Annotated in this window: 22 protein-coding genes; 13 read left to right on the forward strand and 9 right to left on the reverse strand. The window is 60.0% G+C overall.

The annotated features are described in order from the left end of the window. The first annotated feature begins 89 nt into the window (after positions 1 to 89). The 10 genes from ftsZ to B5G37_RS05715 all read left to right on the forward strand — a co-directional run bounded on the left by ftsZ (position 90) and on the right by B5G37_RS05715 (position 14944). Positions 90 to 1145 (forward strand): cell division protein FtsZ, encoded by a 1056-nt coding sequence (gene ftsZ / locus B5G37_RS05670; RefSeq protein ID WP_087255246.1) that lies wholly within the window; start codon positions 90 to 92, stop codon positions 1143 to 1145. 58 nt (positions 1146 to 1203) lie between these two features. Then, positions 1204 to 2130 carry a tRNA glutamyl-Q(34) synthetase GluQRS gene (gene gluQRS, locus B5G37_RS05675; protein ID WP_087255249.1) on the forward strand — a complete coding sequence of 309 codons (927 nt, stop codon included), beginning with the start codon at positions 1204 to 1206 and terminating at the stop codon, positions 2128 to 2130. Between the two features lie 58 nt (positions 2131 to 2188). Then, the gene (guaB, locus tag B5G37_RS05680) at positions 2189 to 3664 is read left to right on the forward strand and encodes an IMP dehydrogenase (protein WP_087255252.1); all 1476 of its coding nucleotides are present in this window, start codon (positions 2189 to 2191) and stop codon (positions 3662 to 3664) included. A 292-nt stretch (positions 3665 to 3956) separates the two neighbouring features. Next, entirely contained in the window at positions 3957 to 4955 is a 999-nt protein-coding gene (locus B5G37_RS05685; protein WP_158099357.1) for a glycoside hydrolase family 25 protein, read from the forward strand. A 96-nt stretch (positions 4956 to 5051) separates the two neighbouring features. Next, positions 5052 to 8333: a PD-(D/E)XK nuclease family protein gene (locus B5G37_RS05690; RefSeq protein ID WP_087255258.1), complete on the forward strand. Its 3282-nt coding sequence runs from the start codon at positions 5052 to 5054 to the stop codon at positions 8331 to 8333. Continuing rightward, positions 8323 to 11880: a helicase-exonuclease AddAB subunit AddA gene (addA, locus tag B5G37_RS05695; RefSeq protein ID WP_087255261.1), complete on the forward strand. Its 3558-nt coding sequence runs from the start codon at positions 8323 to 8325 to the stop codon at positions 11878 to 11880. Before B5G37_RS05690 ends, addA begins: the two co-directional genes overlap by 11 nt. Before the next feature lie 108 nt (positions 11881 to 11988). After that, positions 11989 to 12189 carry a 50S ribosomal protein L31 gene (gene rpmE, locus B5G37_RS05700; RefSeq protein ID WP_087255388.1) on the forward strand — a complete coding sequence of 67 codons (201 nt, stop codon included), beginning with the start codon at positions 11989 to 11991 and terminating at the stop codon, positions 12187 to 12189. Positions 12190 to 12294: 105 nt separating this feature from the next. Beyond that, complete coding sequence (locus B5G37_RS05705) at positions 12295 to 12798, forward strand: flavin reductase (protein ID WP_087255264.1); 504 nt, start codon at positions 12295 to 12297, stop codon at positions 12796 to 12798. Between the two features lie 222 nt (positions 12799 to 13020). Further along, a complete protein-coding gene (gene hflX, locus B5G37_RS05710) occupies positions 13021 to 14310 on the forward strand; it encodes a GTPase HflX (protein ID WP_087255267.1) in 1290 nt (429 codons plus the stop codon). A gap of 4 nt (positions 14311 to 14314) precedes the next feature. Then, positions 14315 to 14944 (forward strand): YigZ family protein, encoded by a 630-nt coding sequence (locus B5G37_RS05715; protein ID WP_087255270.1) that lies wholly within the window; start codon positions 14315 to 14317, stop codon positions 14942 to 14944. Here B5G37_RS05715 and B5G37_RS05720 read toward each other — a convergent pair. Continuing rightward, entirely contained in the window at positions 14919 to 15575 is a 657-nt protein-coding gene (locus tag B5G37_RS05720; RefSeq protein WP_087255273.1) for a TIGR01906 family membrane protein, read from the reverse strand. The two genes, B5G37_RS05715 and B5G37_RS05720, sit on opposite strands and share 26 nt — an antisense overlap. An 87-nt stretch (positions 15576 to 15662) precedes the next feature. Between B5G37_RS05720 and B5G37_RS05725 the strand changes: the two genes are divergently transcribed. Further along, on the forward strand, positions 15663 to 16928 hold the full coding sequence (locus B5G37_RS05725; protein WP_143482879.1) for an MFS transporter: 1266 nt from the start codon (positions 15663 to 15665) through the stop codon (positions 16926 to 16928). A gap of 58 nt (positions 16929 to 16986) precedes the next feature. Here the strand turns inward: B5G37_RS05725 and B5G37_RS05730 are convergent, their stop codons facing one another. The 6 genes from B5G37_RS05730 to B5G37_RS05755 form a co-directional block, all read right to left on the reverse strand. Continuing rightward, positions 16987 to 17703, reverse strand: coding sequence for a hypothetical protein (locus B5G37_RS05730; protein WP_087255279.1), 717 nt, complete (start codon positions 17701 to 17703; stop codon positions 16987 to 16989). Between the two features lie 84 nt (positions 17704 to 17787). Continuing rightward, complete coding sequence (locus tag B5G37_RS05735) at positions 17788 to 18207, reverse strand: helix-turn-helix transcriptional regulator (RefSeq protein ID WP_087255282.1); 420 nt, start codon at positions 18205 to 18207, stop codon at positions 17788 to 17790. 163 nt (positions 18208 to 18370) lie between these two features. Beyond that, a complete protein-coding gene (locus B5G37_RS05740; protein WP_087255285.1) occupies positions 18371 to 18580 on the reverse strand; it encodes a DUF6199 family natural product biosynthesis protein in 210 nt (69 codons plus the stop codon). A 106-nt stretch (positions 18581 to 18686) separates the two neighbouring features. Then, entirely contained in the window at positions 18687 to 19013 is a 327-nt protein-coding gene (locus tag B5G37_RS05745; protein ID WP_087255288.1) for a hypothetical protein, read from the reverse strand. Position 19014: 1 nt separating this feature from the next. Continuing rightward, positions 19015 to 19314 carry a DUF2089 family protein gene (locus B5G37_RS05750; protein ID WP_087255291.1) on the reverse strand — a complete coding sequence of 100 codons (300 nt, stop codon included), beginning with the start codon at positions 19312 to 19314 and terminating at the stop codon, positions 19015 to 19017. Positions 19315 to 19414: 100 nt separating this feature from the next. Beyond that, a complete protein-coding gene (locus B5G37_RS05755) occupies positions 19415 to 20266 on the reverse strand; it encodes a LysR family transcriptional regulator (protein ID WP_087255294.1) in 852 nt (283 codons plus the stop codon). A gap of 146 nt (positions 20267 to 20412) precedes the next feature. Between B5G37_RS05755 and B5G37_RS05760 the strand changes: the two genes are divergently transcribed. Both B5G37_RS05760 and B5G37_RS05765 read left to right on the forward strand, forming a co-directional pair. Further along, a complete protein-coding gene (locus B5G37_RS05760; RefSeq protein ID WP_087255297.1) occupies positions 20413 to 22986 on the forward strand; it encodes an FAD-dependent oxidoreductase in 2574 nt (857 codons plus the stop codon). A 16-nt stretch (positions 22987 to 23002) separates the two neighbouring features. Then, positions 23003 to 24061 carry a putative sulfate exporter family transporter gene (locus tag B5G37_RS05765; protein ID WP_087255300.1) on the forward strand — a complete coding sequence of 353 codons (1059 nt, stop codon included), beginning with the start codon at positions 23003 to 23005 and terminating at the stop codon, positions 24059 to 24061. A gap of 281 nt (positions 24062 to 24342) precedes the next feature. Here the strand turns inward: B5G37_RS05765 and B5G37_RS05770 are convergent, their stop codons facing one another. Then, complete coding sequence (locus B5G37_RS05770) at positions 24343 to 24726, reverse strand: NADH-quinone oxidoreductase subunit C (protein WP_087255303.1); 384 nt, start codon at positions 24724 to 24726, stop codon at positions 24343 to 24345. Between the two features lie 20 nt (positions 24727 to 24746). After that, on the reverse strand, positions 24747 to 25748 hold the full coding sequence (gene hypE, locus B5G37_RS05775) for a hydrogenase expression/formation protein HypE (protein ID WP_087255306.1): 1002 nt from the start codon (positions 25746 to 25748) through the stop codon (positions 24747 to 24749). Between the last annotated feature and the right edge of the window lie 2 nt (positions 25749 to 25750).

Here is a 25750-nt window from a genome sequence, read left to right on the forward strand (position 1 = left end):
TAAAAAGAAGCTAAAATAAAATATGATTTGTAGTTTGGAACATTGCAGGCATTTACAGAAACTGTTTTGATAATAGGAGGGTCATATTTATGGCTTTTGTCATGGATTCTGCGGTAAAAAGTGATGACACCTTGAAGGTGATTGGCGTTGGCGGCGGCGGCTGCAACGTGGTCAACCGCATGGTGCGTGTGGGAATGCAGGGTGTGGAGTTCATTGCGGTGAACACCGACCGTCAGTGTCTGGCCTCTTCCGAGGCCACCCAGAAGCTGCCCATCGGTGAGAAGCTCACCGCTGGCAAGGGCGCTGGTGCCAACCCCGAGGTGGGCCGTGAGTCTGCCAAGGAGAGCAAGGATCAGATTTCCGCTTTGCTGGACAACACCGACATGGTGTTCGTCACTGCCGGTATGGGCGGCGGCACCGGTACCGGCGCTGCTCCCGTGGTGGCTGAGATCGCCAAGTCCCGGGGTATCCTCACGGTGGGCGTGGTCACCAAGCCCTTTAGCTTTGAGGGCCGTCGCCGCATGGATCAGGCCATGAAGGGCATCGAGGAACTGCAGTCCAAGGTGGACTCTCTGGTTATCATCCCCAACGACCGTCTCCAGTATGCCACCGACGAGAAGATCACCTTTGCCAATGCCTTCGCCATTGCCGACGACGTGCTGCGTCAGGCTGTGCAGTCCATCTCTGACCTGATTACCACCACTGGTCTCATTAACCTGGACTTTGCCGACGTCACCGCCGTTATGAAGGATGCCGGTCTGGCTCACATGGGTGTGGGCCGTGCCGCTGGTAAGAACCGTGCCGAGGAGGCCACCCGTCTGGCCATCAACAGCCCCCTGCTGGAGACTTCCATCCAGGGCGCCAAGGGCATCATCGTCAACATCACCGGCCCCATGGACATCGGTCTGGACGAGGTGGAAGTGGCTGCCGAGATGGTCAAGGACGTGGCTGATCCCGACGCTCTGTTCATGATGGGTGCCGCCTTCGACGACTCCCTGCAGGATGAGATCCGTGTCACCGTCATTGCCACCGGCTTTGGCGGCGTGAGCAACCCCACTCCCGGCCAGGAGAAGGGTGAGGAAGTGGCAGCTGAGAAGGAGAAGGATCCCTTCGACGACATCTTCAACATCTTCCACAACAAGTAATTAGCTTTCTATCGTGCCGCTGCTTTGCAGCGGCACGAATGTTATAGGGGGAATATCCATGACGGTACGGGGGCGGTTTGCGCCCAGTCCCAGCGGGCGGATGCACCTGGGCAATGTGCTGGCGGCGCTGCTGGCCTGGTTGGATGTGCGCAGCCAGGGGGGCGTGATGGTGCTGCGCATCGAGGACTTGGACCCGCAGCGCTGCTCCCTGGACAAGGCGGCCCAACTGGTGGACGACCTGCAATGGCTGGGCCTGGACTGGGACGAGGGGGGATTGGAGCCGGAGTACTGCCAGTCCCGTCGCTCCCACCATTATGAGGAAGCCTTCCGCCGTTTGGAGAGCCTGGGGCTTATCTATCCCTGCTATTGTACCCGGGCGGAGCGTCTGGCCGCCTCTGCGCCCCACGCCTCGGATGGGGCGGTGGTGTACACGGGCCGCTGCGCCCACCTGACGGGGGAGCAGCGGCAGGAGTTGGAGGCACAGGGCAGACACCCAGCTTTCCGGGTGCGGGTACCTCGAGAGAGTGTCACCATAGAGGATGGACATATGGGCCCCTATACCCAGCGGCTGAACACCGATTGCGGGGACTTTATTGTCCGCCGTTCCGACGGGGTGTGGGCCTATCAGCTGGCAGTGGTGGTGGATGACGCCCTCATGGGGGTCAACCATGTGGTGCGAGGGTGCGATCTGCTCTCCTCGTCTCCCGCCCAGGCGTGGCTCCACCGCACCCTGGGTTTTGAGCCGCCCCAGTTCTACCATCTGCCTTTGCTGGTGGACCAGCAAGGTCGGCGCCTATCCAAGCGTGACCGGGACCTGGATCTGGGAGTCTTGCGGGCCAAATACACCTCCCAAGAGGTAGTGGGCTGGCTGGGGTGGCTGGCAGGACTGCAAAAGGAGCCGAAAAGTGCCACACCGGAACAGCTGATTTCCCGGTTCCAATGGTCAAAAGTACCGAAAAAACCCGTTGTTTTCGGTTCAACTTGACACCCTTTTTTCCAGAGCGTAAAATGAAATATCAATACAATTTTGGAGGAGTGGTAACATGTCGCAGATTCAGTACAATGACAAGTTTGTAAAAATGGGTCTGACCTTCGACGACGTGCTGCTGATTCCCGCCGAGAGCAACGTGCTCCCTGCGGACATCGACCTGCACACCCGTCTTACCCGCAAGATTACCCTGAACATCCCTGTGGTCAGCGCCGCCATGGACACGGTCACCGAGTCCCGGATGGCCATCGCCCTGGCCCGTGAGGGCGGTCTGGGTATCATCCACAAGAATATGTCCATCGGCGCTCAGGCCGAGCAGGTGGACATGGTCAAGCGCAGCGAGAACGGCGTTATCACCAACCCCTTCTTCCTCGGCCCAGGCCACACCCTGGCTGAGGCGGACGAGCTGATGGCCAAGTACCGTATTTCCGGCGTACCCATCTGCGACAATGGCAAGCTCATTGGTATCATCACCAACCGCGACATGAAGTTCGAGACCGACATGTCTCAGCTCATTGACAACGTCATGACCAAGGAGAATCTGGTCACTGCCCCCGAGGGAACCACCCTCCAGGAGGCCCGTGAGATCCTCCGCCGCCACAAGATCGAGAAGCTGCCCATCGTGGACAGCGAGAACCACCTGAAGGGCCTGATCACCATCAAGGACATCGACAAGGCCCAGGTGTACCCCAACTCCGCTCGTGACGAGAAGGGCCGCCTGATGGTGGGTGCCGCCATCGGTGTCACTGCCGACGTGCTGGACCGTGTGGCCGCTCTCGTGGAGGCTGGCGCCGACGTTTTGTGCCTGGACTCCGCTCACGGCCACTCCCAGAACATCCTCAACTGCGTCAAGCGCATCAAGAGCCTGTACCCCGACGTGCAGCTCATCGCTGGCAACGTGGCCACTGCCGAAGGCACCCGCGCCCTCATCGAGGCTGGCGCCGACTGCGTGAAGATCGGTATCGGTCCCGGCTCCATCTGCACCACCCGTGTGGTGGCTGGTATCGGTGTGCCCCAGATCACCGCTGTGTACGACGCCGCCCGTGTGGCCGCTGAGTACGACGTGCCCATCATTGCTGACGGCGGTATCAAGTTCTCCGGCGACATCGCCAAGGCCATTGCCGCTGGCGGCAACGTGGTCATGCTGGGCTCCCTGCTGGCTGGCTGTGAGGAGTCCCCCGGGGACACCGAGGTCTACCAGGGCCGTCAGTTCAAGGTCTACCGTGGCATGGGCTCTCTGGGCGCTATGGCTTGCGGCTCCAAGGACCGTTACTTCCAGCAGAACAACAAGAAGCTGGTGCCTGAAGGCGTGGAAGGCCGCGTGCCTTACAAGGGACCTGTGGCCGACACCATCTATCAGATGATGGGCGGTCTGCGCGCCGGTATGGGTTACTGCGGCTGCGCCACCATCGACGAGCTGCGCACCAAGGCCCAGTTCACCCAGATCACTGCCGCCGGTCTGCGGGAGTCTCACCCCCACGATATCTACATCACCAAGGAAGCTCCCAACTACACCGTCAGCCCCCAATAATTACTTCTCGAAAATGCAAGCATTTTCTCGAGGGGATGCAGCCCGCTGCATGCATAATCGGGTCAAAGGGCGACCCGATTCCACACTGGCGGGCTGAGATGTGTTTTTTCCGATGCGCATGTCCCCGGAAAAAACGTCATTCCAATTTATTTTCCCGTCCCTGGGCGGGAAAACTCTGCCGAGGGCTTTTAGAGCGTCTGAATCTGCCACAGAGTTTCACTCTGTGGCAGATTTTTTGTGTTGCTTTTCGGGGGAAAAGCCCATATAATGTGGGAAAAAGGAGGGAATGACCTTGCTAAACCAGAACTTGGAACAGAAGACAGAGGGTGTGGAGAAGCGGTGCGGCCCCAAACATAAGTTGGTGACGGGGTTGGCCCTGGCCCTGTGTGTGGCGTTGGCCGTCAGCGGATTTCTGGGCTTCCGGGTCATTCAGCTGCAACAGCAAGTGGAGAATTTGCTGGGGAGCACTGTGGCCAAACGCACCGTGCAAAACCTGGCCACCCAGTACGGCCTGACCACCACCTTTTTGCAGCAGCTGTTCCCAGACACCTATGTATATATGGGAAAGCAGGGAATCAGCTTTGCTCCATTGAGTGAGGATTTGCAGCCGCACAGCTACGACTGGGCTGGGCTGAGCACAGAAAACGGACGGTACAGTTATACTGCCCCAGACGGGACAAAGGCTTTGACAGGGGTGGACGTGTCCACCTACAACGGGGACATCGACTGGGCGGCGGTAAAAGCCGACGGTATTTCCTTTGCCATGATCCGCCTGGGCTTCCGGGGCTATGGAGAGTCGGGGAAGCTGGTGCTGGACGACAAGTTCCTGCAAAACATCCAGGGCGCCACCCAGGCGGGCCTGGATGTGGGAGTGTACTTCTTCTCCCAGGCCATCACCGTAGAGGAAGCGGTGGAGGAGGCGGAGTTTGTTCTTTCCGCCCTGAAGGACTATTCCATCACCTACCCGGTGGTGTTTGACCTGGAGACCATAGAATATGACGCTGCCCGCACCGATGACCTGACGGTGGAGACCGCCAATCAGGTTACCCAGGCCTTTTGCCAAACCATTGCCCAGGCGGGCTATCAGCCCATGATTTACGGCAATGTGGCGTGGCTCATGGACTGGGTGGACTTGAAGCAGCTCACCGAATATGATGTGTGGCTGGCCCAGTACCAGAGCACCCCCACCTACCCCTACCAGTTCCACATGTGGCAGTACAGCCACCAGGGGACCGTGGCGGGCATCGAGGGCAACGTGGACCTGAATTTGCTACTGACACCCTTGTCTTGAGACATATTCAACCACCCATCCGGTGAGGATGGGTGGTTTTCTTATGGTACCGGGTATGGTAAAATAGGAGAAAATCACGTAAAGGAGTGAGAGACTTTGCTCACCCTATTGTATGCCCGGGCGGGGCAGGAAATACGAAAAGAATTGCTGGAGCGGCTGGGGGCCTCCCCGGCCCAGCGCCGGCTGCTGCTGGTGCCCGAGCAGTACTCCCACGAGAGCGAGCGGGCCATGTGCCAGGTGTTGGGCAACGGAGCCTCCCGCACCTGCGAGGTGCTCTCCTTCACCCGCTTGGCCGGACGGCTGCGGGAAGTGGCAGGGGGTGGAGCCGCCCCGGTGCTGGACGGAGGCGGGCAGATGCTGCTGATGTATGCCGCTCTGCGTCAGTGTGCCCCTCAGCTGCGCATCTACCGCTCTCCCTCCCGCAAGCCCGCTTTCCTCACCCATGTGCTGGCCACCATTGACGAGTGTAAGAGCTGCTGTGTGCAGCCCCAGCAGCTCTTAGAGGCCGGGGAGGAGCTGGGAGGCCAGCAGGGAGACAAGTGGCGGGATATCGGCCTTTTGTATGCCGCCTATGAGGCTCTGGCCGCCCAGGGAGCCGCCGACCCCCGTGGCCGTCTGGACGTGCTCACCCAGCAGCTGGAGGACACCCAATGGGCTAAGGGCAAGGAAATCGCGGTCTTCGGCTTCACCGACTTCACCCCCCAAGAGGAGCGGGTGCTGGAAAAACTGATACACCAGGCCCACGTCACCGTGGCCCTGGTTTGTGACCCGGACAACGACCCTGAGGGCATCTTTGAGCCCGCTTTGCGGGCAGCCTCTCGGCTGAAACGTCTGGCCCGACAGGGAGGGACCAGGGTGGAGGAACAGACCCTCCGCCGTCCTCAGCCCAGTCATCCCGCCCTCACTTGGATGGAGGGGCATCTGTACGGCCCTCTGCCCACCCCTTGGACAGAAGGCTGTCCCGTGACCCTAGCCCAGGCGTCCACCCCCCGGCAGGAGGTGGAGTGGGCCGCCAGCCAGATCGTGGCCCTGATGCGTACGGGGCTTGTGCGGTGCCGGGACATTGTGGTGTGTCCCCGTCGACTGGAGGGGTACGGGGAGCTGGTGGAGAGCGTCTTTGCCCAGTACGGCATCCCCGTCTACCTCAGCGCCATGGAGGACGTGCTGCGCCACCCGGTGCTGGCTCTGGTCACCTCCGCTTTGGCGGCAGCTGCCCAGGACTACCCCTATGAGGAGCTGTTCCGCTACCTGAAAACCGACCTCACTCCTCTGACCCAGGAAGAGCGGGATACCCTGGAGAACTACGTTCTCACCTGGAACATCAAGGGAAGCCTGTGGACCAGAAAAAAGCCCTGGAACATGCACCCCCAGGGGTACGGTCTCACCTTCTCGGAGGAGGATACCGCCCTGGTGGGGCGGCTGGACACCCTGCGCCGCCAGGTCATCGCCCCCCTGGAGCGGATGCGGAAATGCCCCGACCAGACGGGAGCAGGGCGTGCCCAGGCCCTCTATCAGCTGTTGGAGGACATCGACCTGCCCAAACGTCTGGCTGAGCGAGCGGAAAGCCTGGAGAGCCGGGGCGACCTGAACACCGCCGCCCAGTACCGCCAGTTGTGGGACATTGTGGTGGGGGGCCTAGAGCAGTGCGCCCTGCTGCTGGGAGATACCCAGCTGGAGATGGAGGAGTTTGCCCGCCTCTTTGCCCTGGTGCTCAGTCAGTACGACGTGGGAGCTATCCCTGTGTCCCTGGACCGGGTCACGGTCGGCGAGGCCCCCCGCATGGCCCACAAAGAGTGCAAATACCTGTTCTTCCTAGGGGCGGACTCCACCGCCATTCCCAGCTGTGCTCCCGCTGCGGGCCTGTTCTCCGACCAGGATCGGGACGCCTTGGCAGCCCTGGAGGTGGAGCTGGCCTCCCGGCAGGAGGAGCAGCTGCGGCGGGAATTGACCATTGTTTACGAGACCTGCGCCCGCCCCACCCAGGGGCTGTATGTCAGCTACGCCCAGCAGGACGGGGCGGGGCAGGAGCGGGGGCCCAGTTTCCTCTATGAGCGCTTGACCCAGCTCTTCCCTACCGCCCACCACGGTGACCCCGCCGACGTGTCCTGTCGTCTGGCCGCCCCGGTGCCTGCCCTGGAGGCGGCGGGGGGCGTGTCCCAGGTGCGGGCGGCATTGTCTGAGCTGCCCGATATGCGGGACCGGGTGCAGCGCCTGCAAGAGGCGGGAACGTGGCGGCGTGGCCGCCTGTCCCCCCAGGGGGTGCGCACCCTGTACGGGAAAGCGGTACCCATGTCTGCCACCCGGCTGGACCTGTACCAGTCCTGTCATTTCTGCCACTTCCTCCGCTTCGGCCTCAAGGCCCAGCCCAGGAAACGGGCCAAGTTCGCCCCTTCCGACTACGGCACCTTTGTCCATGCGGTGCTGGAGGAGGTGCTGGGACAACACCCCGAACCCCAGCAGTGCCGAGCTTTGGCCAAGGCGGCGGCGGACCGGTACGAGCAGGAGGTGCTCCAGGGCCTGGAGGATGAGAGCGCCCGGTTCCGCTGGCTCTTTGCTCGCATGAAACAGGCGGTGCTCACGGTGGTGGACAGCGTGGCGGGGGAGCTGGCCGCCTCCCAATTTGTCCCCGTGTGGTTGGAGCTGGGCTTTGGCCGCGGGGAGCAGCTGCCCCCGGTGGAGGTGGAGCAGGACGGCATCACCCTGCGCCTGTCCGGCTTTGTGGACCGGGTGGACAGCTGGGAACATGAGGGAAAGCGCTACCTGCGGGTGGTGGACTATAAGACCGGAAAGAAGGCCTTTGACTTTGCGGATGTGGAGGACGGGCGGGGCTTGCAAATGCTCCTCTACCTTTTCGCCCTCAGCCGCAACGGAGAGCCCCTGTTTGGCGACCAGGACCTGGTCCCCGCCGGGGTGCTGTATGTACCCGCCCGTACCGCCCTGGTGGATGGAAGCCGCAACACCGATGCCAGAGAAGTGGCCCAGGAGCAGGAAAAACAGCTGCGCCGCCAGGGACTGGTGTTGGACGATCCGGCGGTCATCGACGCCATGGAGCAGTCCGAAGACGGGAAATACCGTTACCTGCCCCTGTCCTCCCGCAGCAAGGACTGCTTGGTGAATGAGGAGCAGATGCGGGAGCTGGACAAGTACGTCACCCAGGTGTTACGCCAGGCCGCCAGCCAGGTGGCTGGGGGCAACATTGACGCCGACCCCTATTGGCGGGACGCCACCCACAACGCCTGTCAGTGGTGCGAGTTCCGCTCGGCCTGCCACTTTGAGGAGTGCCTGGGAGACACCCTACGCCGGAGACGGGGCAAACGGGCCGCGGAATTCTGGGCCTGGATGGAAGATCGAATGAGAGGTGAGAAGGATGGGAATTGAACTCACCCGCCAGCAACAGGCGGTGGTGGACAACCGGGGAGGCGACCTACTGGTGTCCGCAGCCGCCGGTTCCGGTAAGACGAGGGTGCTGGTGGAGCGGCTGATGCAGCGCATCCAGCAGGGGGAGGACGTGGACCGGTTTCTGGTCATCACCTTCACCAACGCCGCCGCCGCCGAGCTGCGGGACCGTATCGCCGCCGCCATCCACGCCCGCCTGGCCCAACAGCCCAACAACCGGCACCTGCGCCGCAACGCCACCCTGGTCTATCAGGCCCAAATCTGCACCATCGACGCCTTTTGTCTGGATTTCCTCCGCCAGTGGGGCCACTTGGCGGGGCTGGACCCGGACTTTCGCCTGTGCGACCAGGGCACCGGGGAGGAGCTGCGGAGTGAGGCCCTGGAGACGGTGCTGGAAGGGCGGTACGCCAATATCTCCAATGACCCAGGCTTCCAGGCTCTGGCCGACAGCATGGCGGGGGACCGGGACGACCAGACCTTGGAGTCTGTCATCCTGGATATTCACGCCAAGGTGCAAAGTCAGGCTAGCCCCCTGGACTGGCTCATGGCGCGCAAGGCCGACTTCAATTTGACCGGGGAGACCGCCCCGGAGGATACTCCCTGGGGCAAGCTGCTCCTCTCTGATGCCCGGGAAGTGGCCCAATACTGGGCGGACACCCTGCAAGGGGTGCTGAGTGAGCTGGAGGACGACCTGGTATTGTGGAACAATTATGGTGGTACCTTGGGCACCACCATTGGAGGCCTGGAGCGGGTGGCCGGTGCCCAGAGCTGGGACGGGATGGCCCAGATGCTGGATGGGGTGGCCTTTGAGCGCCCCAAAGCCAAGCGGGGAGATTGCGACGAGGCCCTAAAGGAGCGGGCCAAGGGGGTGCGGGAGGCCTGCAAAAAGCAGATGGAAAAACTCAAACAGCGCTTCCAGGTGGCGGCAGCGGAGGCCATGGAGGATCTGCGAGCCATTGCCCCTGCCATAACCGCCCTGCTGGACGTGGTGGCGGAGTTTGACCGGGCCTTTGTGGCCCTCAAGGGCCGCCACCGTCTCATTGACTTTGCCGACGGGGAGCATCTCACCGCCGCTTTGCTCACCGATGGAGAGGGAAATCCATCTCAGCTGGCCCTGGAGTGGCGCAAGCGGTATGTGGAGATTATGGTGGACGAGTACCAGGACACCAACGGGGTGCAAAACGCCATCTTTGACGCTCTGTCCCAGGGGGACAACCTGTTTTTGGTGGGAGATGTGAAACAGTCCATCTACCGCTTCCGTCTGGCAGACCCCACCATCTTTTTGGACAAGTACCGCCGCTTTGCTCCCTGGGAGACCGCGGAGCAGGGGCAAGGGCGTACCATCCCTCTGTCCCACAACTTCCGATCCCGGCCCGAGGTGCTGGACGCCACCAACTTTGTCTTCCGCAACGTGATGACCCAGTCGGTGGGGGAACTGGACTACGACGAGAACCAGGCCCTGCGCCATGGGCGGCAGGATTTGCAGCCGGACGGGCAGTATGCCACTGAGCTGTGCTGTGTGGACCTGTCCCAGCTGGAGGACCAGGAGGACAAGGGAAACAAGGACCTCATCCAGGCCCGGATGGTGGCCAAACGCATGAAGGAGCTGTTGGCCTCGGGCCTTCCCATCGGGGACCGTCCCCTGCGCCCCGACGACATGGTGATTTTGCTCCGCTCCCCCGGCTCCACTCTGCGGTGGTATGCCGCCGCCCTGGATGAGGCGGGCATCCCCTGGAGTGCCGAGGGGGGCAGGGAGTTTTTCGGCACCACCGAGATTGCGGTGGCCATTTCCCTGCTGCAAGTGGTGGACAACCCCCGGCAGGACGTGCCTTTGCTGGCTGTCCTCCGCTCTCCGGTGTTTGCTTTTACCCCCGACCGGCTGGCCCAGTTGCGCACCGGCTGTTCCGGCTGCGTGTACCAGGCGGTGGAGGCGGGAGCAGAGCGAGGCGAGGAAGACTGTGTGTCCTTCCTCACCCTCTTGGGAGAGTTGCGGGCTCTGGCCGCCGAGGAGAGCAGCCACAAGCTGCTGTGGTACATCTACCAGCGCACTGACCTGCCCGCCATCTTTGCTGCCATGCCCCAGGGGGGAGCCCGTAGGGCCAACCTCATGGCCCTGTACGAGGAGGCCCGGCGGTTTGAGTCGGGGGGCCACAAGGGCCTGATGGCCTTCCTCCTCCACCTTACCCGCATGGCGGACAACGGCCTGCCCATCCCCGTGGAGGGGGAGAGCGTGGGAGGCGTGCGCATTCTGTCCATTCACCGCTCCAAGGGCCTGGAGTTTCCCGTGGTGTTCCTGTGCGGCCTGGAGCACCAATTCAACACGGAGGACACCCGGTCCACCATCCTCTTCCACCCGGACCTGGGACTGGGCCCCAAGCGGGTGGACCGGGAGCGGATGCTGCGCTACTCCACCATCGCCCGGGACGGGGTGGCCCTGCGGCTGCGCCAGCAGCTTATCGCCGAGGAGATGCGCCTTTTGTATGTAGCCATGACTCGAGCCGAGCACAAGCTGGTGATGTTCGCCAGCGTCAACGGCAAGAATTTGAAGCTGGACAAGCTGGCTGCCCAGGCCCAGTGTCCGCCGCCGCCCCGCCAGGTGGCAGGGGCTTCCTGCATGGCCGAGTGGGTGCTCACCCCCGCTTTGTGCCGTGAGGATAGCCAGCCTCTATGGGACGAGCTGGGGCTGCAACGGCCCTGCAGCGCCCCCCAGCAGGGGTACCGCTGGGAGGTCAAGCTGCTCACCCCCACCCAGGCGGACGCGGGGCGGGTGAGCCCGGACCTGGGCCAGGAGGCAGAGGGGGGCGTGGAGCTGCCCAAGGGGTGGCAGGATACCCTCACCTGGACCTACCCCCATGGGGTGTCTGCCCAGATGCCGTCGAAGCTCACTGCCACCCAGCTGAAAGGGCGGGACAAAGACAACGAGGCGGCCCAGGACGGGGTGGAGTATGCCCCCGCCAAGCCCACGGTGACCTTGCGCCGCCCGGTGTTCCAGGGGCAAAAGCCCCTCACTCCCGCCCAGAAGGGCACGGCCCTGCACATGGTGATGCAGTATCTCAATTTTGAGCGCACCAACACCCTGGAGGAGATTCAAGAGGAGATTGCCCGACTGGTGGCCATGCAGTTTATCACCCCCCAACAGGGGGAGGCGGTGGAGCCTCAGCGCATCCTGGACTTTTTCCACTCGCCCTTGGGGCAACGATTGGTAAGTGCCTCCCAGATGGAGCGGGAGTTCAAGTTCTCCATGCTGGTGCCCGCTTCCGACTACTACCCCAACGCCGAGGCGGGGGAGGAGGTGCTGCTCCAGGGTGTGGTGGACTGCTGGTTTGTGGAGGAGGACGGCACGGTCACGGTGCTGGACTTCAAAACCGACCGGGTCACCCACAACACCGTGGAGGCCCACGCCCGGGAATATCGCCCCCAGCTGGAGGCGTACAGCCGCGCCCTTTCCCAGGCTTTGGAACTTCCCGTGGGCCGCTGTACCCTGTGGTTTTTTGCCCTGGGGCAGGGAATGGGCTGGGAGATAAAATAATTTGAAAAACCCCTTGCTTTTTCTTGACAGGCGTGGTAAGATACATGTTGCGTTTACATGGAGTTATTATGCTCCTGGACTTATTTTGAAATGAAAGAGGTGAATTCCATGAAGGAAGGCATCCATCCCAACTATCAGCAGACCACTATTACCTGCGCTTGCGGCAACGTGATCGAGACTGGTTCTACCAAGAAGGACATTAAGGTGGAAGTCTGCTCCAAGTGTCACCCCTTCTACACCGGTAAGCAGAAGATGGTGGACACCGGCGGACGTGTCAGCCGCTTCAACAAGAAGTTCGGTCTGGAATAATCTTAGGTTTCTTCAAGGAGGCGTTGCGTCACGCAACGCCTCCTTGTCTTTTTTTGCATTTTTGCATATAATGGAATGTATCAAAGACATAAGGAGGCTACCATCATGTTGAGAAAAGTGGATCCCAAGGAGTTGGACTTCAACGTCTTTTCCGCCATTGGAGACCAGTGGATGCTCATCACCGCCGGAGACAAGGAGCAGTGCAACACCATGACCGCCTCCTGGGGTGGGCTTGGCGTGTTGTGGGGTTCCCCCATGGCCATTGCCTATATCCGGCCCCAGCGGTACACCAAAGAATTTGTGGATCGGGAGGAGTACTTTACCTTGGCATTCTTCTCCCAGGAGTACCGCCAGCAGTTGAGCCTGTGTGGAACTAAGAGCGGCAGAGATGTGGACAAGGTGGCCGAATGCGGCTTTACCGTGGCCACCGGGGCAGGGGGTGCCCCCTATTTTGAGGAGGCAGAGATGGTGCTGGTGTGCCGCAAGCGCATGGCCCAGCGGATGAACCCCTCCTACATCCCCGAAGATGTGAAGGAAAAATGGTATCAGGAAGGGGATTACCACACCATGTACCTGGGTGAGATCGTGGAGGCCCTTATCCACCAGTGAATGGGCTTTTGTGCCCATTCACTGGTGAGGGGATTGCAGCCCGACTGCGCGCAAGATTTTGCCCTTTCGGGTAAAATCTCACACTTGCGGGCTGAGAAGTGTTTTTCCCGATGCGCATGTCCTCGGGAAAAACGGGATTTCCATGGATTTCCCCGCCTGCGGGCGGGGAAACTCTGCCGAGGGCTTTTGATACCGTCTGGCGTAAACATTAAAGGAGTTTCTATGTTCGAAGATACACAAGTCAAAGAAATCAACCGGGCGATTCTGGTGGGCCTCAACGCCGCCAGTCTCAGCCGTGAGGAAAACGCCACCGATGAGACCTTGGAGGAGCTGGCCGCCCTGCTGGACACCGCCGGAGGCACTTGCCTGGGCACCGTACTGCAAAATCGGCCCACGCCCGAGCCCCGCACCTTCATCGGCGAGGGTAAGACCGCTGAGGTCAAGGAGCTGGTGGGGATGCTGGGGGCGGATATCGTCATTTTCGATAACCCCCTGTCTCCCTCCCAGCAGCGGGTACTCACCGAGGAGCTGGGGGTGACGGTGATGGACCGGGCCGCCCTCATTCTGGACATTTTCGCCAAGCGAGCCCGCACCAGTGAGGGCCGCTTGCAGGTGGAGCTGGCCCAGTACAAGTACCTGCTGCCCCGCCTCACCGGTATGTGGAAGCACCTGGAGCGGCAGGAGGGCGCCATTGGCACCCGTGGCCCTGGTGAGACCCAGCTGGAGAGCGACCGCCGCCACATCCACCGCAAGATTGCCAAGCTGGAAGAGGAGCTGAAGGACGTGCGCCGGGTGCGAGCCACTCAGCGGGAGCGCCGGGAGAAAAACGAGGTGCCGGTGGTGGCCATTGTGGGCTACACCAACGCGGGTAAGTCCACCTTATTAAATGCCCTCACCGGGGCGGATATCCCCGCCAACAACCGCCTGTTTGACACTCTGGACACCACCACCCGCATGCTGGAGATTTCGGACACCTGCACGGTGCTCATTTCCGACACCGTAGGCTTCATCTCTAAGCTGCCCCACCAGCTGGTGGACGCCTTCAAGGCCACCTTGGAGGAGCTGACCTTTGCAGACCTCTTGCTCCACGTCATCGACACCTCCGACCCCCTGTGGCGGGAGCAGGCGGACGTGGTGGATAAGCTGATTTTGGAGCTGGGTGCCGCCGAGACTCCCCGCCTGGAGGTCTTTAACAAGTGCGACCTGGCCCCGGCGGAAATTCTCCCCCATGGGGAGGACATTGTATCCATTTCCGCCCGTACCGGTGCGGGACTGCCCGAACTGCTGGAGGCCATTGGCCGCCGTCTGGACACGGGGGCCCGTCGGGTGACCATCCATCTGCCCTACGACCAGGGTGGCCTGCTGGACACCCTGTACCGGGAGAGCAAGGTGGAGAAGGTGGACTACACCGAGACCATCGACGTGGTGGCGGTGTGTACCCCCAAGACCATCGGACGGCTGGGCCCCCTGGTGGAGGGCTGGCAGCCCCACAAAGAGGAGTGGGAGGATTGACGCCATGAGTGAATACCTCATCCCCACCGGGGAGGCCCAGGCCACCCTGGTGGAGAAGCGTTCTGAGTTCATCGGCCACGTGTGGCCCATTGAGACGGAAGAGGAGGCCCGGGCCTGCATCGAGTGGGCCAAAAAGAAATACCACGACGCTCGGCACAACTGCTGGTGCTACATCGTCAAGGACGGCGCAGTGCGTTACTCCGACGACGGGGAGCCCCAGGGCACGGCGGGCCAGCCTATGCTGGGGGTATTCCAAAAAGAAGGAGTGACCAACGTCTGCTGCGTGGTCACTCGCTACTTTGGCGGTATTCTGTTGGGAGCCGGCGGCCTGGTGCGGGCCTACACCCAGGCCTCCAAAATGGCCCTGGACGAGGCGGGCATCTCGGTGGTGCGCCGCTGGGTGGAGGTGTTGGTGGACTGCCCCTATAACTTCTTCGAGCGGGTGAAGCTGGAAGTGACTGCCCTGAACGGGGTGGTGGGGGATGTGGACTACACCGACCACGTCACCGTCCACGCCCTCCTGCCCGAAGGGCAGGAGGGCCCCTTTGGAGCTCGCATCACCGAACTTTCCGCAGGAAGCTTTTCAGCTGTGGAAGTGGGAGAAAGTTTCAAAGCCGTGCCTTTGGCCGAATAAAGTCCCAGAGAATCATCAGAATACATCCCCCCAGCAACAGCCCTAAAATCAATAGGGCGCAGTTTCGGAAAAACTCCTGGGGGAGAATGAAAATAATGGGGTCGGTGTTGGGGTCAAAGAGCCAGTTGGTCTTACCGGGGAAGAACAGCTGGTGAAAAATCACAAAGGCCCGCTCAAAGTCCAGGGCGGCCAAACCGCCCACGAGGGCAAAGCTGCCGCCCAGCCCCAGCCCGGCCCAGAACCCAGGGCCACGGCCTAAGATGGGGGCACAGCGGCGGCTCACTAGGCGGGTGAGGATAAAGAGTACCACGCACGCCCCCACGGATGCGGCCAACAGCCGCAGATCCAGCAAAAACAGACTCCGGACATCGGCAAAATGGCTGGCCCCCTGAGGTGAATGGGGGAGCACGCCGGTGGAAAAGGTGTCGCCCCCGGTGCAGTAGTCCATCATCTCGTCATAGGCCCGACGAATTTCAACCTCGGGCAGACCCACCCGATCGGTGAGGTCTAAGGCGTCGATGTGGGCATAGTAAAAGGGACGGCACAAAATGGGGGTGGCGATGGCTCCGGTGAGCAGCACCAAGGCTGCCAGCACCGCCCACAAAAGAGTGAGTATTTTACTGCGTTTCATTGGAAACCCCTCCTTGGTGGATTCCCTGACAGTATACCACGCATCGAGGCGTTTTCCAATCGTATTGTTCTACGAGAGAGGAGAGTTTTGAGTACCCCGTCTACGTTGTGGACCCGGGACTTCACCATCATCACACTGGGCAGTGTGGTGTCCATGGTGGGAAGCAACATGTCCGGCTTTGCCATGAGCATTATGGTGCTGGATTACACCGGGTCCACCCTTTTATACGCGATTTTCAACATCTGTTTTCAGCTCCCGGTTCTCATCGTCCCCCTGTTGGCGGGGCCGTACCTGGACCGCATGAGCCGAAAGAAAGTCATTTACCGGCTGGACTTTTTGTCCGCCACCCTGTACCTGTTGATGTTCCTGCTGATGTGGCAGGGATGGTTTAACTATGTGTTGCTGCTGGCCTTCTGTCTGGTGACCGGCGCCATCAACAGCGTGTATTCCGTGGCCTACGACAGTTTCTATCCCAACCTCATCACCGAGGGGAACTTCTCCAGGGCCTATTCCATTTCCAGCCTGCTCTGGCCCCTGGCGGCCATGACAGCCCCCATTGCGGCCCTCATCTATGACAGCATGGGCAGCATTTTGCCCTTGCTGGCCATTGATGCGGTGAGCTTCTTTGTGGCGGCCTGTTTCGAGCGCACTATTCGGTATCAGGAGACCCACATGGCCCAGGCGGCCCCGGTGCAAAGCCGCAATGTGCTGCGGCAGTTCGGTACCGACTTTAAAGAGGGCCTGTCCTACATCATCTCCGAGAAGGGGCTGCTGGCGGTGACCTTATACTTCACCGTAGGTAGCTTCGCCGGTGGAGGTGGGGGAACCCTGCACCTGCCCTTCTTCCGTAGCCACGCATACCTCTATGCCATGTGGCCAGTGGCGGCGGTGACCCTGTACGCCATCGTCTCCAACGCCTCGGTGGTAGGGCGGCTCATCGGTGGGCTGTTCCACTACAAGGTGCATTTCCCCACCGACTGGAAGTTCCGCATTGCCGTGACGGTGTATTTTGTGGTAGCTCTTATGGCGGCAATTTCCTTGTACCTTCCCATCCCCCTCATGGCCTTAGCCTTTTTCATCACCGGGGTGCTGGGGGTCACCAGCTACAACATCCGCATTGCCGCCACCCAGTCCTACGTGCCGGACACGAAACGGGCACGGTTCAACGGCACCTTTCAGATGCTGTGCTCTCTGGGCGGCGTGGTGGGTACCCTGTTGGCCGGTACGCTGGCCGAGGGCATGGACGAGCGCCACGTCATCCTCCTGTTTGAGGCGGTGGATGTGGCAGCCATCCTGTTCTTCATCGTTGGAGGCCGGAAATTCGTGGCCAAACTGTATAATCGAGATCTATAAAACAAGCACCCCATGAAAGTGGTTTGGTTCCACTTTTATGGGGTGCCTTTTATGTGGATTATGGTTGCAGTGCCCCATAATCCAGGGTTACCGAGGTAGCCTGATCTGCGCCAAGGGTTAAATCACAGGCAAGTACAGACGAAATGCTGCTGATCTGGCCAAAGGTGGTACCTTGCCAGGACTGCTGACTGGTTTGGGGGTCCTGGGGTGTATCGGTGACATAGGAATAGATGGTAATCTTGGAGGTGTAGCCACTCCAGAGCAGTTTGCCGTCCTGATTGGTATAGAGAACCCGACCGTCCACCTCCAGGTTGCTTACCTGATGGGTGTAGTCCGGCTCTTCCGGATTGTCTTGGAAGGTGGTGCTGGACGTAGAGATGGACAGCAGCACGGGAATCACATTGGTGCCTTCCTGGGGCTGGCCTTGCTGCTCCTGTCCCTCGCTTTGCCAGCTCAGATAACAGGTGTCGGGGGATTGGGGCAACCGATCCTCCTGTTCCAACCATCTCCATTCATACAGGCTTGCATCCAGGAGGTTGGAGAAAAGATAGCGGTGAAGGGAAGAAAAACCGTGGGCCAGCTGCAAGGACCCATCTTGCTTCTGGGATAGAAGGTGGCCCACATCCTGCCAGACCTCTGCCACACTCCCGCAGGTTTTCTTTTTCTGCTGCTGTATCACCACACTGGATGCCAGAAAGACCAGAAGGAGGACAAGCAACACAAGACAAACCGCTGTGATACCTTTGTGATGGGACGTTTTGAACTTTCGTTTCATGGTTTGTTCGCCCTCCTTATGTTACCACTGGCCTTCCCGATCACTCCAAATCAAAATAATCATCAGGGGAAGGTGTTCCGCCATTCAACATGTCTTCATATCGTACCGTATCGTATCGTATCCATCGTCATTTTTTTGAGCATGTTGAGCATTCCATAGCTCAATGGCCAGCAGGCACAAGAAAACCAGACACACCGCAGCGCAAGCCAAGTAAAGTCGTTTCTTTGGAATGGCAAAGACGGAGGTGCACTCCGATTGAGGGGCGGCATCCGGAGGTATGGTTTGATCTTCTGGCGCGAGTTCCTTTGCATCATGCCCCACCAATTCATCCAGAGACACGTCGTACAGGCGGCTCAGCTCCATCAGATTTTCGGTGGAGGGCATGGAACTGCCCACCTCCCACCGGGAGATGGCCTGACGGGAAACATTCAAACGCTCTGCCACATACAGCTGAGAATACCCGTGCGCTTTCCGCAATGCGGCTAGCTTTTCTGACAGTACCATATGGACACCTCAAATCTATCTGATTTTAAACCCAAAGGAAACCACATTGTGGTTGCATCCGGGCAAGTTTCGGTTGCAATGACTAGTTTACACGGTCTGGTCATGTTTGTCCACTTATGTAAAAGCCCAGGCAGCATATGCTGCCTGGGCTTTTGTGTAGACATTATAGTAGTTCATAGATGCCCAGAAAGATACCAGCCAATCCCACCAAGATAAACATACATCCTCCAAATCGGGTGCTGAAGAGAAATAGTTTGGATGGCTCGCCGGGGGCATAGCTTTTCCAGCTCTCGGTGAGGTCAAAGAAATCGGAGGGGCGAAGCAGCATAAATAGGCCCAAGGCCACCATGAGAATTCCAAGAATCAAATACATGGACTGGCACCTCCTTGAAGTTTGGGTAGTAACGCACAGTATGACGTTCCATAAGACAAGTGTACCGGATGATGGAGGAATTGTCTACTCAAAAATGGTGTTACCCTTATCCCTCCAAATCCTGAATGTTCATCTTGTTTAGCTGTTTTTTCTGGCGGTACTTCTCCCGGCAGGCAAAGTAGATGGCCAGGAGAATGCAGGTGGGGATGTTATAGAGTAAAAACACCAGGAGAGAGGGGATGATTACGGCTCCAAGGCTGCTTCCCTGGGATGGAACAAAAGAGAACAGAGCGACACCAATGGAGACGCATAGACTCAGCAGAAAACATAGTCCCGGCAACACCAGCCCCGGCCAGCGGCTCTCCCGGCGGGAGAGGAAAATTTGCAGCAGAACACAGCACACCAAAAGGGCCAAAACAGCCATATTGCTCATGTTATTCTCCTCCTTGCAGTTTTTTGTACTGAGTGATGAGCAGCTTGGCGGTGTCAAAGTCCAGCTTATCCTGGAGAGCCAGCCGCTTGATGAGAGCGATATAGGGTTCTCCCTCCACTTGGTCGCTCAATTGAATTTTTTGAATCAATCGGTCCAGACGCAGCCGCACCGTGGGGTAGGTCACCCCATATTGACGGGCCATCTCTTTCAAAGAGCCGGAGGAGAGGAGAAACTTTTTGATAAAGACCATGTCTTCCTCCTCCAGATTGGCCATCCAGCCAGGCATCATGTCCAAAGCCACAGGGCATACCCCCATTTCTTTAACAATGTTTATTATAACTTAAATAAAATGAAAGTCAATATGAAAGTAAGAGCTGCCGCTTCCGCGACAGCTCTCATGTTTAACCCTGGAGAAACAGCTGGATCTTCTCCTGGGGATCGATGTTTTTCATGTATACAATGTTGAATTCCCGGATGATGGGGTCTCCCTCCATCCAGAACTTGCCCAGCTGTGGGTCACTGTCCGCCAGAGCCTCATAGACGAAGCTGACCCCCAGGTTTTTCTTCACCGCATCCAAAATCAGCTTGAAGGAGCTGATGCAGATGTGGCGGTCAAACCGCTCCAGGGACTCGTTGTAGCCCTTGAGCTTCTGCTCCAGGATGGCCCGGGTGCCGGAACCTGCCTCCCGGTGGATGATGGTGGCGGTGAGCAACTCGGGCAACCCCACCTTGCGGCCACAGAAGGGGTGGTTTTTGTGGCAGATACCCACAAAAGGCTCCTGGCGGAATAGCTGCCAGGCAAAGTGGGCCTTGTTGAAGTACCCTTCCACCACGGCAAAGTCCAGCTGGCCGTCGTCCAGCATTTGCAGCAAATGCTCGGTGTTGTCCACAATGAAGGTCAGAGCGTGGTCCTGACTGGTGAGGAAGCGGTTGACCCGATCGGCAATGACGTAGTCCCCGATGGTCTTGGTTGCCCCCACCTTCAGTTCCAGCACGTGCTGATTGGAGAACTTACGCCGCACCTCCAGGTCGTTGTGCTTAACTGAGCGGGCGTATTCCTCCAAAGCCCGTCCCTGGGGAGTCTGAATCAGCTGCCGCCCGGCGTAGGTAAACAGGCTACACCCATACTCATGTTCCAGAAATTGAATGTGATGTGTGACCGCAGGTTGGGAAAGATGGAGAATTTGGGCGGTTTTTCGGTAATTCATCTCCTCACAGAGAATGAGAAAGGTTTCCATTCGATAGTCCAGCATATGCATACCCCAGTTCTTTCATAGGTACAGTGGGTGATTCAGAATTTGAATCGTTGTATCATTAAGTCGAATCAATTATATCATTGAAGTTATGGTATAATCAATACGCTTAATTCTGCGAAAAAATGAACAAAGGAGAGGGAGATATGAACGTGATCGTCATCGGCGGCGTTGCCGCAGGCACCAAGACCGCCGCCAAGCTCAAGCGTGAGAACCGGGACGCCAACGTCACCATCTACACCAAGAGCCAGGACATTTCCTACGCCGGGTGCGGCTTGCCCTACTATGTGGGCGGCAGCATTGAGACCCGGGACGAGCTGATCGTCAACACCCCCGAGAAGTACAAGGGCCTGACCGGTGTGGACGTGGTGACCGGTATGGAGGCCACCTCCGTGGACGCCAGCGCCAAGACCGTCACCGTGCGCAACGTGGTGAGTGGAGAGAGCAACACCGTCAGCTATGACAAGCTGGTGGTGGCTGTGGGCGCTGAGCCCTTTGTGCCCGCCGTGGAGGGCGTGAACCTGCCCGGCGTGTACACCATGCGTACCCCCGACGACGCCATCGGTCTGCGTGCCTACGTGGACAACCACCACTGCCGCAACGCCGTGGTGGTGGGCGGCGGCTTCATCGGCCTGGAGATCGCCGAGAATCTCATGGCCAAGGGCCTGAACGTCACCGTGGTGGACATGGCTGACCAGCTGATGCCCAACATCTTTGACGCTGAGGTGGCCGACTACGTCCGCCGCAAGCTCCAGGGTAAGGGCATGCGGGTGCGCACCGGCACTGCTCTCAAGGGCATTGTGGGCACCGAGAAGGCCACTGGCGTGGACACCAGCGCCGGCGTGCTGCCCGCCGACGTGGTGGTGCTGGCCATCGGCATCCGTCCCGCCACCGGTTTCCTGGCTGAGTCCGGCCTGGAGATGGTGAAGGGCACCATCGTGGTGGATGACCACCAGCGCACCAACCTCAATGATGTGTACGCCGTGGGCGACTGCGCCATGGTGCACAACCGCATCACCGGCAAGGGCCAGTGGTCCGCCATGGGCTCCACTGCCAACATCACCGGCCGTTGTCTGGCCAAGAACCTCACCGGCACCGACGCTGCCTACCTGGGTTGCATGGGCACCGGCGTGGTCCGTCTGGCTGACGACCTCAACGCTGGCCGCACCGGCCTCACCGAGGCTCAGGCCAAGGCTGAGGGCTATGACGTGGCCACCGTGACCTGCGTCACCGACGACAAGGCTCACTACTATGCTGACGCCTCCTCCTTTGTCACCAAGCTCATCGCCGACAAGGCCACCGGCAAGCTGCTGGGCATCCAGGTGCTGGGCGGCGGTGCTGTGGATAAGATGGTGGACATCGCGGTTACCGGCATCGCTATGGGCGCCAAGGTCTCCGACTTCGACACCCTGGACTTTGCCTACGCTCCTCCCTTCTCCACCGCCATTCATCCCTTTGTCCAGGCTTGCTACATCCTGGAGAACAAGATGTCCGGCGCTTTCGAGACCTTTACTCCCGCCGAGTACGCCGCTGGCGCTGCCAAGGACTACCGTGTGCTGGACGCTCACCCCGCCGCCACTCTGCCTGGCGCCACTTGGGTGAACCTGTCCACCGTCAACGGTCCCATCGAGGGCACCGACCTGGACGACAAGCTGCTGCTGGTGTGTGCCAAGGGTAAGCGCGGCTACTTCCTGCAGAACCGTCTGAAGGCTCTGGGCTACACCAACACCCGCGTGTTGGAGGGCGGCGCCTTCATCAACACCGTGAAGATCTCTGTTCCCGGCACCGCTCTGAGCGCCGCTGAGATCAAGCGGGTGAAGGGCCTGGGCTGCCTCCAGGACAAGCGTTACCCCGACGTGTTCAACGTGCGTATCATCACCCGCAACGGTAAAATCACCGCCGACGAGCACCGCACCGTCATCGAGGCCGCCGAGAAGTTCGGCAACGGCGAGGTGACCATGACCACCCGTCTGACCCTGGAGATTCAGGGCGTGAAGTACGAGAACATTCAGCCCCTCATCGACTTTGTCAACGAGCGCGGCCTGCTCACTGGCGGCACCGGCTCTCTGGTGCGTCCTGTGGTGGCCTGTAAGGGTACCACCTGCCAGTACGGCCTGCTGGATTCCTTCGGCCTCAGCGACAAGATTCACGAGCGGTTCTACCTGGGCTACCACACCGTGACCCTGCCCCACAAGTTCAAGATCGCTGTGGGCGGCTGTCCCAACAACTGCGTCAAGCCTGATCTGAACGACCTGGGTATCGTGGGTCAGCGTGTGCCCATGGTGGACCTGTCCAAGTGCCGTGGCTGCAAGGTGTGCCAGGTGGAGAACGCCTGTCCCATCAAGGTGGCCAAGGTTGTGGACGGCAAGGTGGTTATCGATCCCAACGAGTGTAACAACTGCGGCCGCTGCAAGGGCAAGTGCCCCTTCGGCGCTCTGGAGGAGTACGCCGAGGGCTACAAGGTCTATGTGGGCGGACGTTGGGGCAAGAAGGTTGCCCATGGCCACCCCCTGAGCAAGATCTTCACCAGCGAGGAAGAGGTTCTGGACGTGGTGGAGCGCGCCATCCTGTTCTTCCGCGACGAGGGCATCACCGGTGAGCGTTTTGCCGACACCATTGATCGTCTGGGCATGGAGTATGTGGAGGATAAGCTGCTCAACCAGGCCATCAACAAGGAGGCCATCCTGAACAAGACCGTTAAGGGCGGCGCAACCTGCTAAGGAGAGAGAAAGAGAAATGAAGAGAGAGACAACCCATAAGTGGCTGGCCATTGTGCTGTGCATTGTGGTGGGCGTCCTGGCCAATGAGTCCACCACCCTCCAGGCCCAGTGGTTCCACCGTACCGTGATTGGCGGCCCCATGCTGGCCCTGCTGGTCACCATGATTATCTGCAACCTGGTGCCCAACATTTCCAAGGGCTTCAAAGAGGGCACCACCTACTGCTCCAAGCAGTTTCTGAACTGGGGCATCATCGCCACCGGCGGTACCCTGAGCTTTGCCGCCATTCTGGGCACCGGCATCCGCGCCCTGCCCCTGATCCTGTTCAACATCTGCCTGTCCTTCACCGTGGCCATCCTGGTGGGCCGCAAGGTGCTGGGCGTCACCGAGAACACCTCCATTCTGGTGGGCGGCGGCACCTGCATCTGCGGCGGCACCGCCATCGCCACCCTGAGCCGGATCATCCGGGCCAAGGAGGAGGAGATCGCTTTCGCTATGGCTGCCATCTTCCTGTTTGACACCATCGCCGCCTTCTCCTACCCCTACCTGGCCACCGCTCTGGGCTTCACTGACAACCAGTTTGCCTTCCTGGCTGGTACCGCCATCAATGACACCTCCTCCGTGGCTGGTGCTCAGGCTACCTTCCAGGGCATCATCGGCAACCCCGATTTCAGCGGCGCTCTGAATGTGAAGCTGGTACGTACCACCATGCTCATCTTCGTGGCCCTGGTGTGGACCCTGGTGTTCACTGCCCGCGCCCGTAAGACCGGCGTGGCAAGCCAGAGCGACTCCCCCCTGATGGTGGTCAAGAAGACCTTCCCCATGTTCATCCTGTGGTTCGTGGTGATGGCCGGTCTGAACACCTTCGGCTTCTTCTCCGAGGTGGGCATCGACGTGCTGGGCAAGCTGGGCAAGTACCTGTTTGCCGCTGCTCTGGCCGGTGTGGGCTTCAAGATCAAGTTCAAGGACGTGTTCTCCAAGGGCGTCAAGCCCATCGCCCTGGGTGGTATCACCTGGCTGTGCGTGGCCGCGTCCTCCATGGCCTTCATCTACCTGTTCGCCGGGTACGTGGGCTAATCTCCCAAGTGATAAAAAAGGTTCCATCCGAAAGGATGGAACCTTTTTTATATTCCAAGAAGTCCAAGGACTTCTTGGATGGAGGGATTGCATGAGGTCTGAGGTTCGATTTCTTACGAAAAAGTCACCCCAGACCTCATGAGATGTGTCATTTCCGATGCGCATGTCCCCGGAAATGACAAGATTCTAATTTATTCCGTCACCTGCGGGTGACGGAACTCTGCGAGGCTTTTTGACAGGAAGCCTTGGAGAAAAAGAAGCTGATGCAGCAGGAAGCTGGGTTACTCCAGATGATTTTCTTTGCGCAGTACATTCAGGGGGGTGACGGTGATCTGTCCATCGCCGCTGAGCAGGTTGTCCGGCATAAACAGCCGCTGGCTGCAATCCAATCCCTCAAAGGTGATGGGGGCCAGCTCGCTGATGTCCCGTTCCGCCCACTGGGCGGCGGCATCGTAGATGTGGGAGATGGTGGGCACGGTGGCGTGGCCCCGTACCTCGTAGCTGAGCACGTTGGGCCCGTCGTCGTAGTCGTAGGTGACCACGGGGGTGCCGTCCTTCTCGATGTGGCCGTGGATCATGATGAGTAGCCGCCCCTCGGTCCGCATCTTTTCTGCGGTGGGTACGATTTCCTCGGGCGTGATCTCAATTTTCTGGTTGGTCTGCATGGTGACATCCCCTCACTTTTTTAACAGATTCTCGGCAACTGTGCGCCGGATAGTTTGGATAACACACGGTGGGCCCCAAAGGCGGTTTTCAGTACCGCCCGGCCGGGGAATTGGGTGGTGATGGAGCCGATGATGGCGGCATTCTCGCCGCCGGGAGTGGAGCGCAGGGCCTCCAGTACCGCGGGGGCTGTTACGGGAGAAACCACCGCCAGTAGCTTGCCCTCGTTGGCGCAGTACAGGGGGTCCAGTCCCAGAAGGGAGCAGGCGGCTTCCACCTGGGGCCGCACGGGCACGGCGTCCTCCTGCACCTGAGCGCACAGATCCGTGCCCTCCACGAATTCATTGAGCACCGTGGCCACACCGCCCCGGGTGGGGTCACGCATCACCCGCACGCCCCCCACGGTCAAAGCGGCTGCGGCCAGCTGGTTGAGGGGCATGCAGTCGGAAACAAGCTCATCCCCCTGGAGCATCCCGCTCCTCGAGAGCATCACGGCGGTGCCGTGGTCGCCTACGGTGCCGCTCACCAGGATCTGGTCCCCCTCCTGGATAGCCTGGGGGGACAGCCCCGGCCATTTGACCTGGCCGATGCCGGAGGTGTTCAGGTAAATCCCGTGGCCGTGGCCACGCTCTACAACCTTGGTGTCCCCGGTGACCACCTGCACCCCACAGGAGGCGGCGGTGATGGCCAGGGAGGTGATGATGCGCTTCAAGTCCTCCACCGGGAAGCCCTCTTCCAAGATTATGCCCAGGCTCAGATAGCGGGGCACCGCCCCGCACATAGAAAGGTCGTTGACGGTGCCGCACACCGCCAGCTCACCGATGTCCCCGCCGGGGAAGAAGATGGGGTCAATGACAAAGCTGTCGGTGGAGAAGGCCAGGGGGCCGGAGAGTTCCAGCAATGCCCCGTCCCCCAGGGGGGCCAGGTGTGGATTTTGCAGGGCGGGGAGGAGCAGCTCCTCAATGAGCTGGGCGGTGCGGCCTCCACCGCTGCCGTGGTCTAAGGTGATATATTGTGGTTCCATCG

The sequence above is a fragment of the Pseudoflavonifractor sp. An85 genome, from assembly GCF_002161235.1.
In the GTDB taxonomy this organism is placed as follows: Bacteria; Bacillota; Clostridia; order Oscillospirales; family Oscillospiraceae; genus Enterenecus.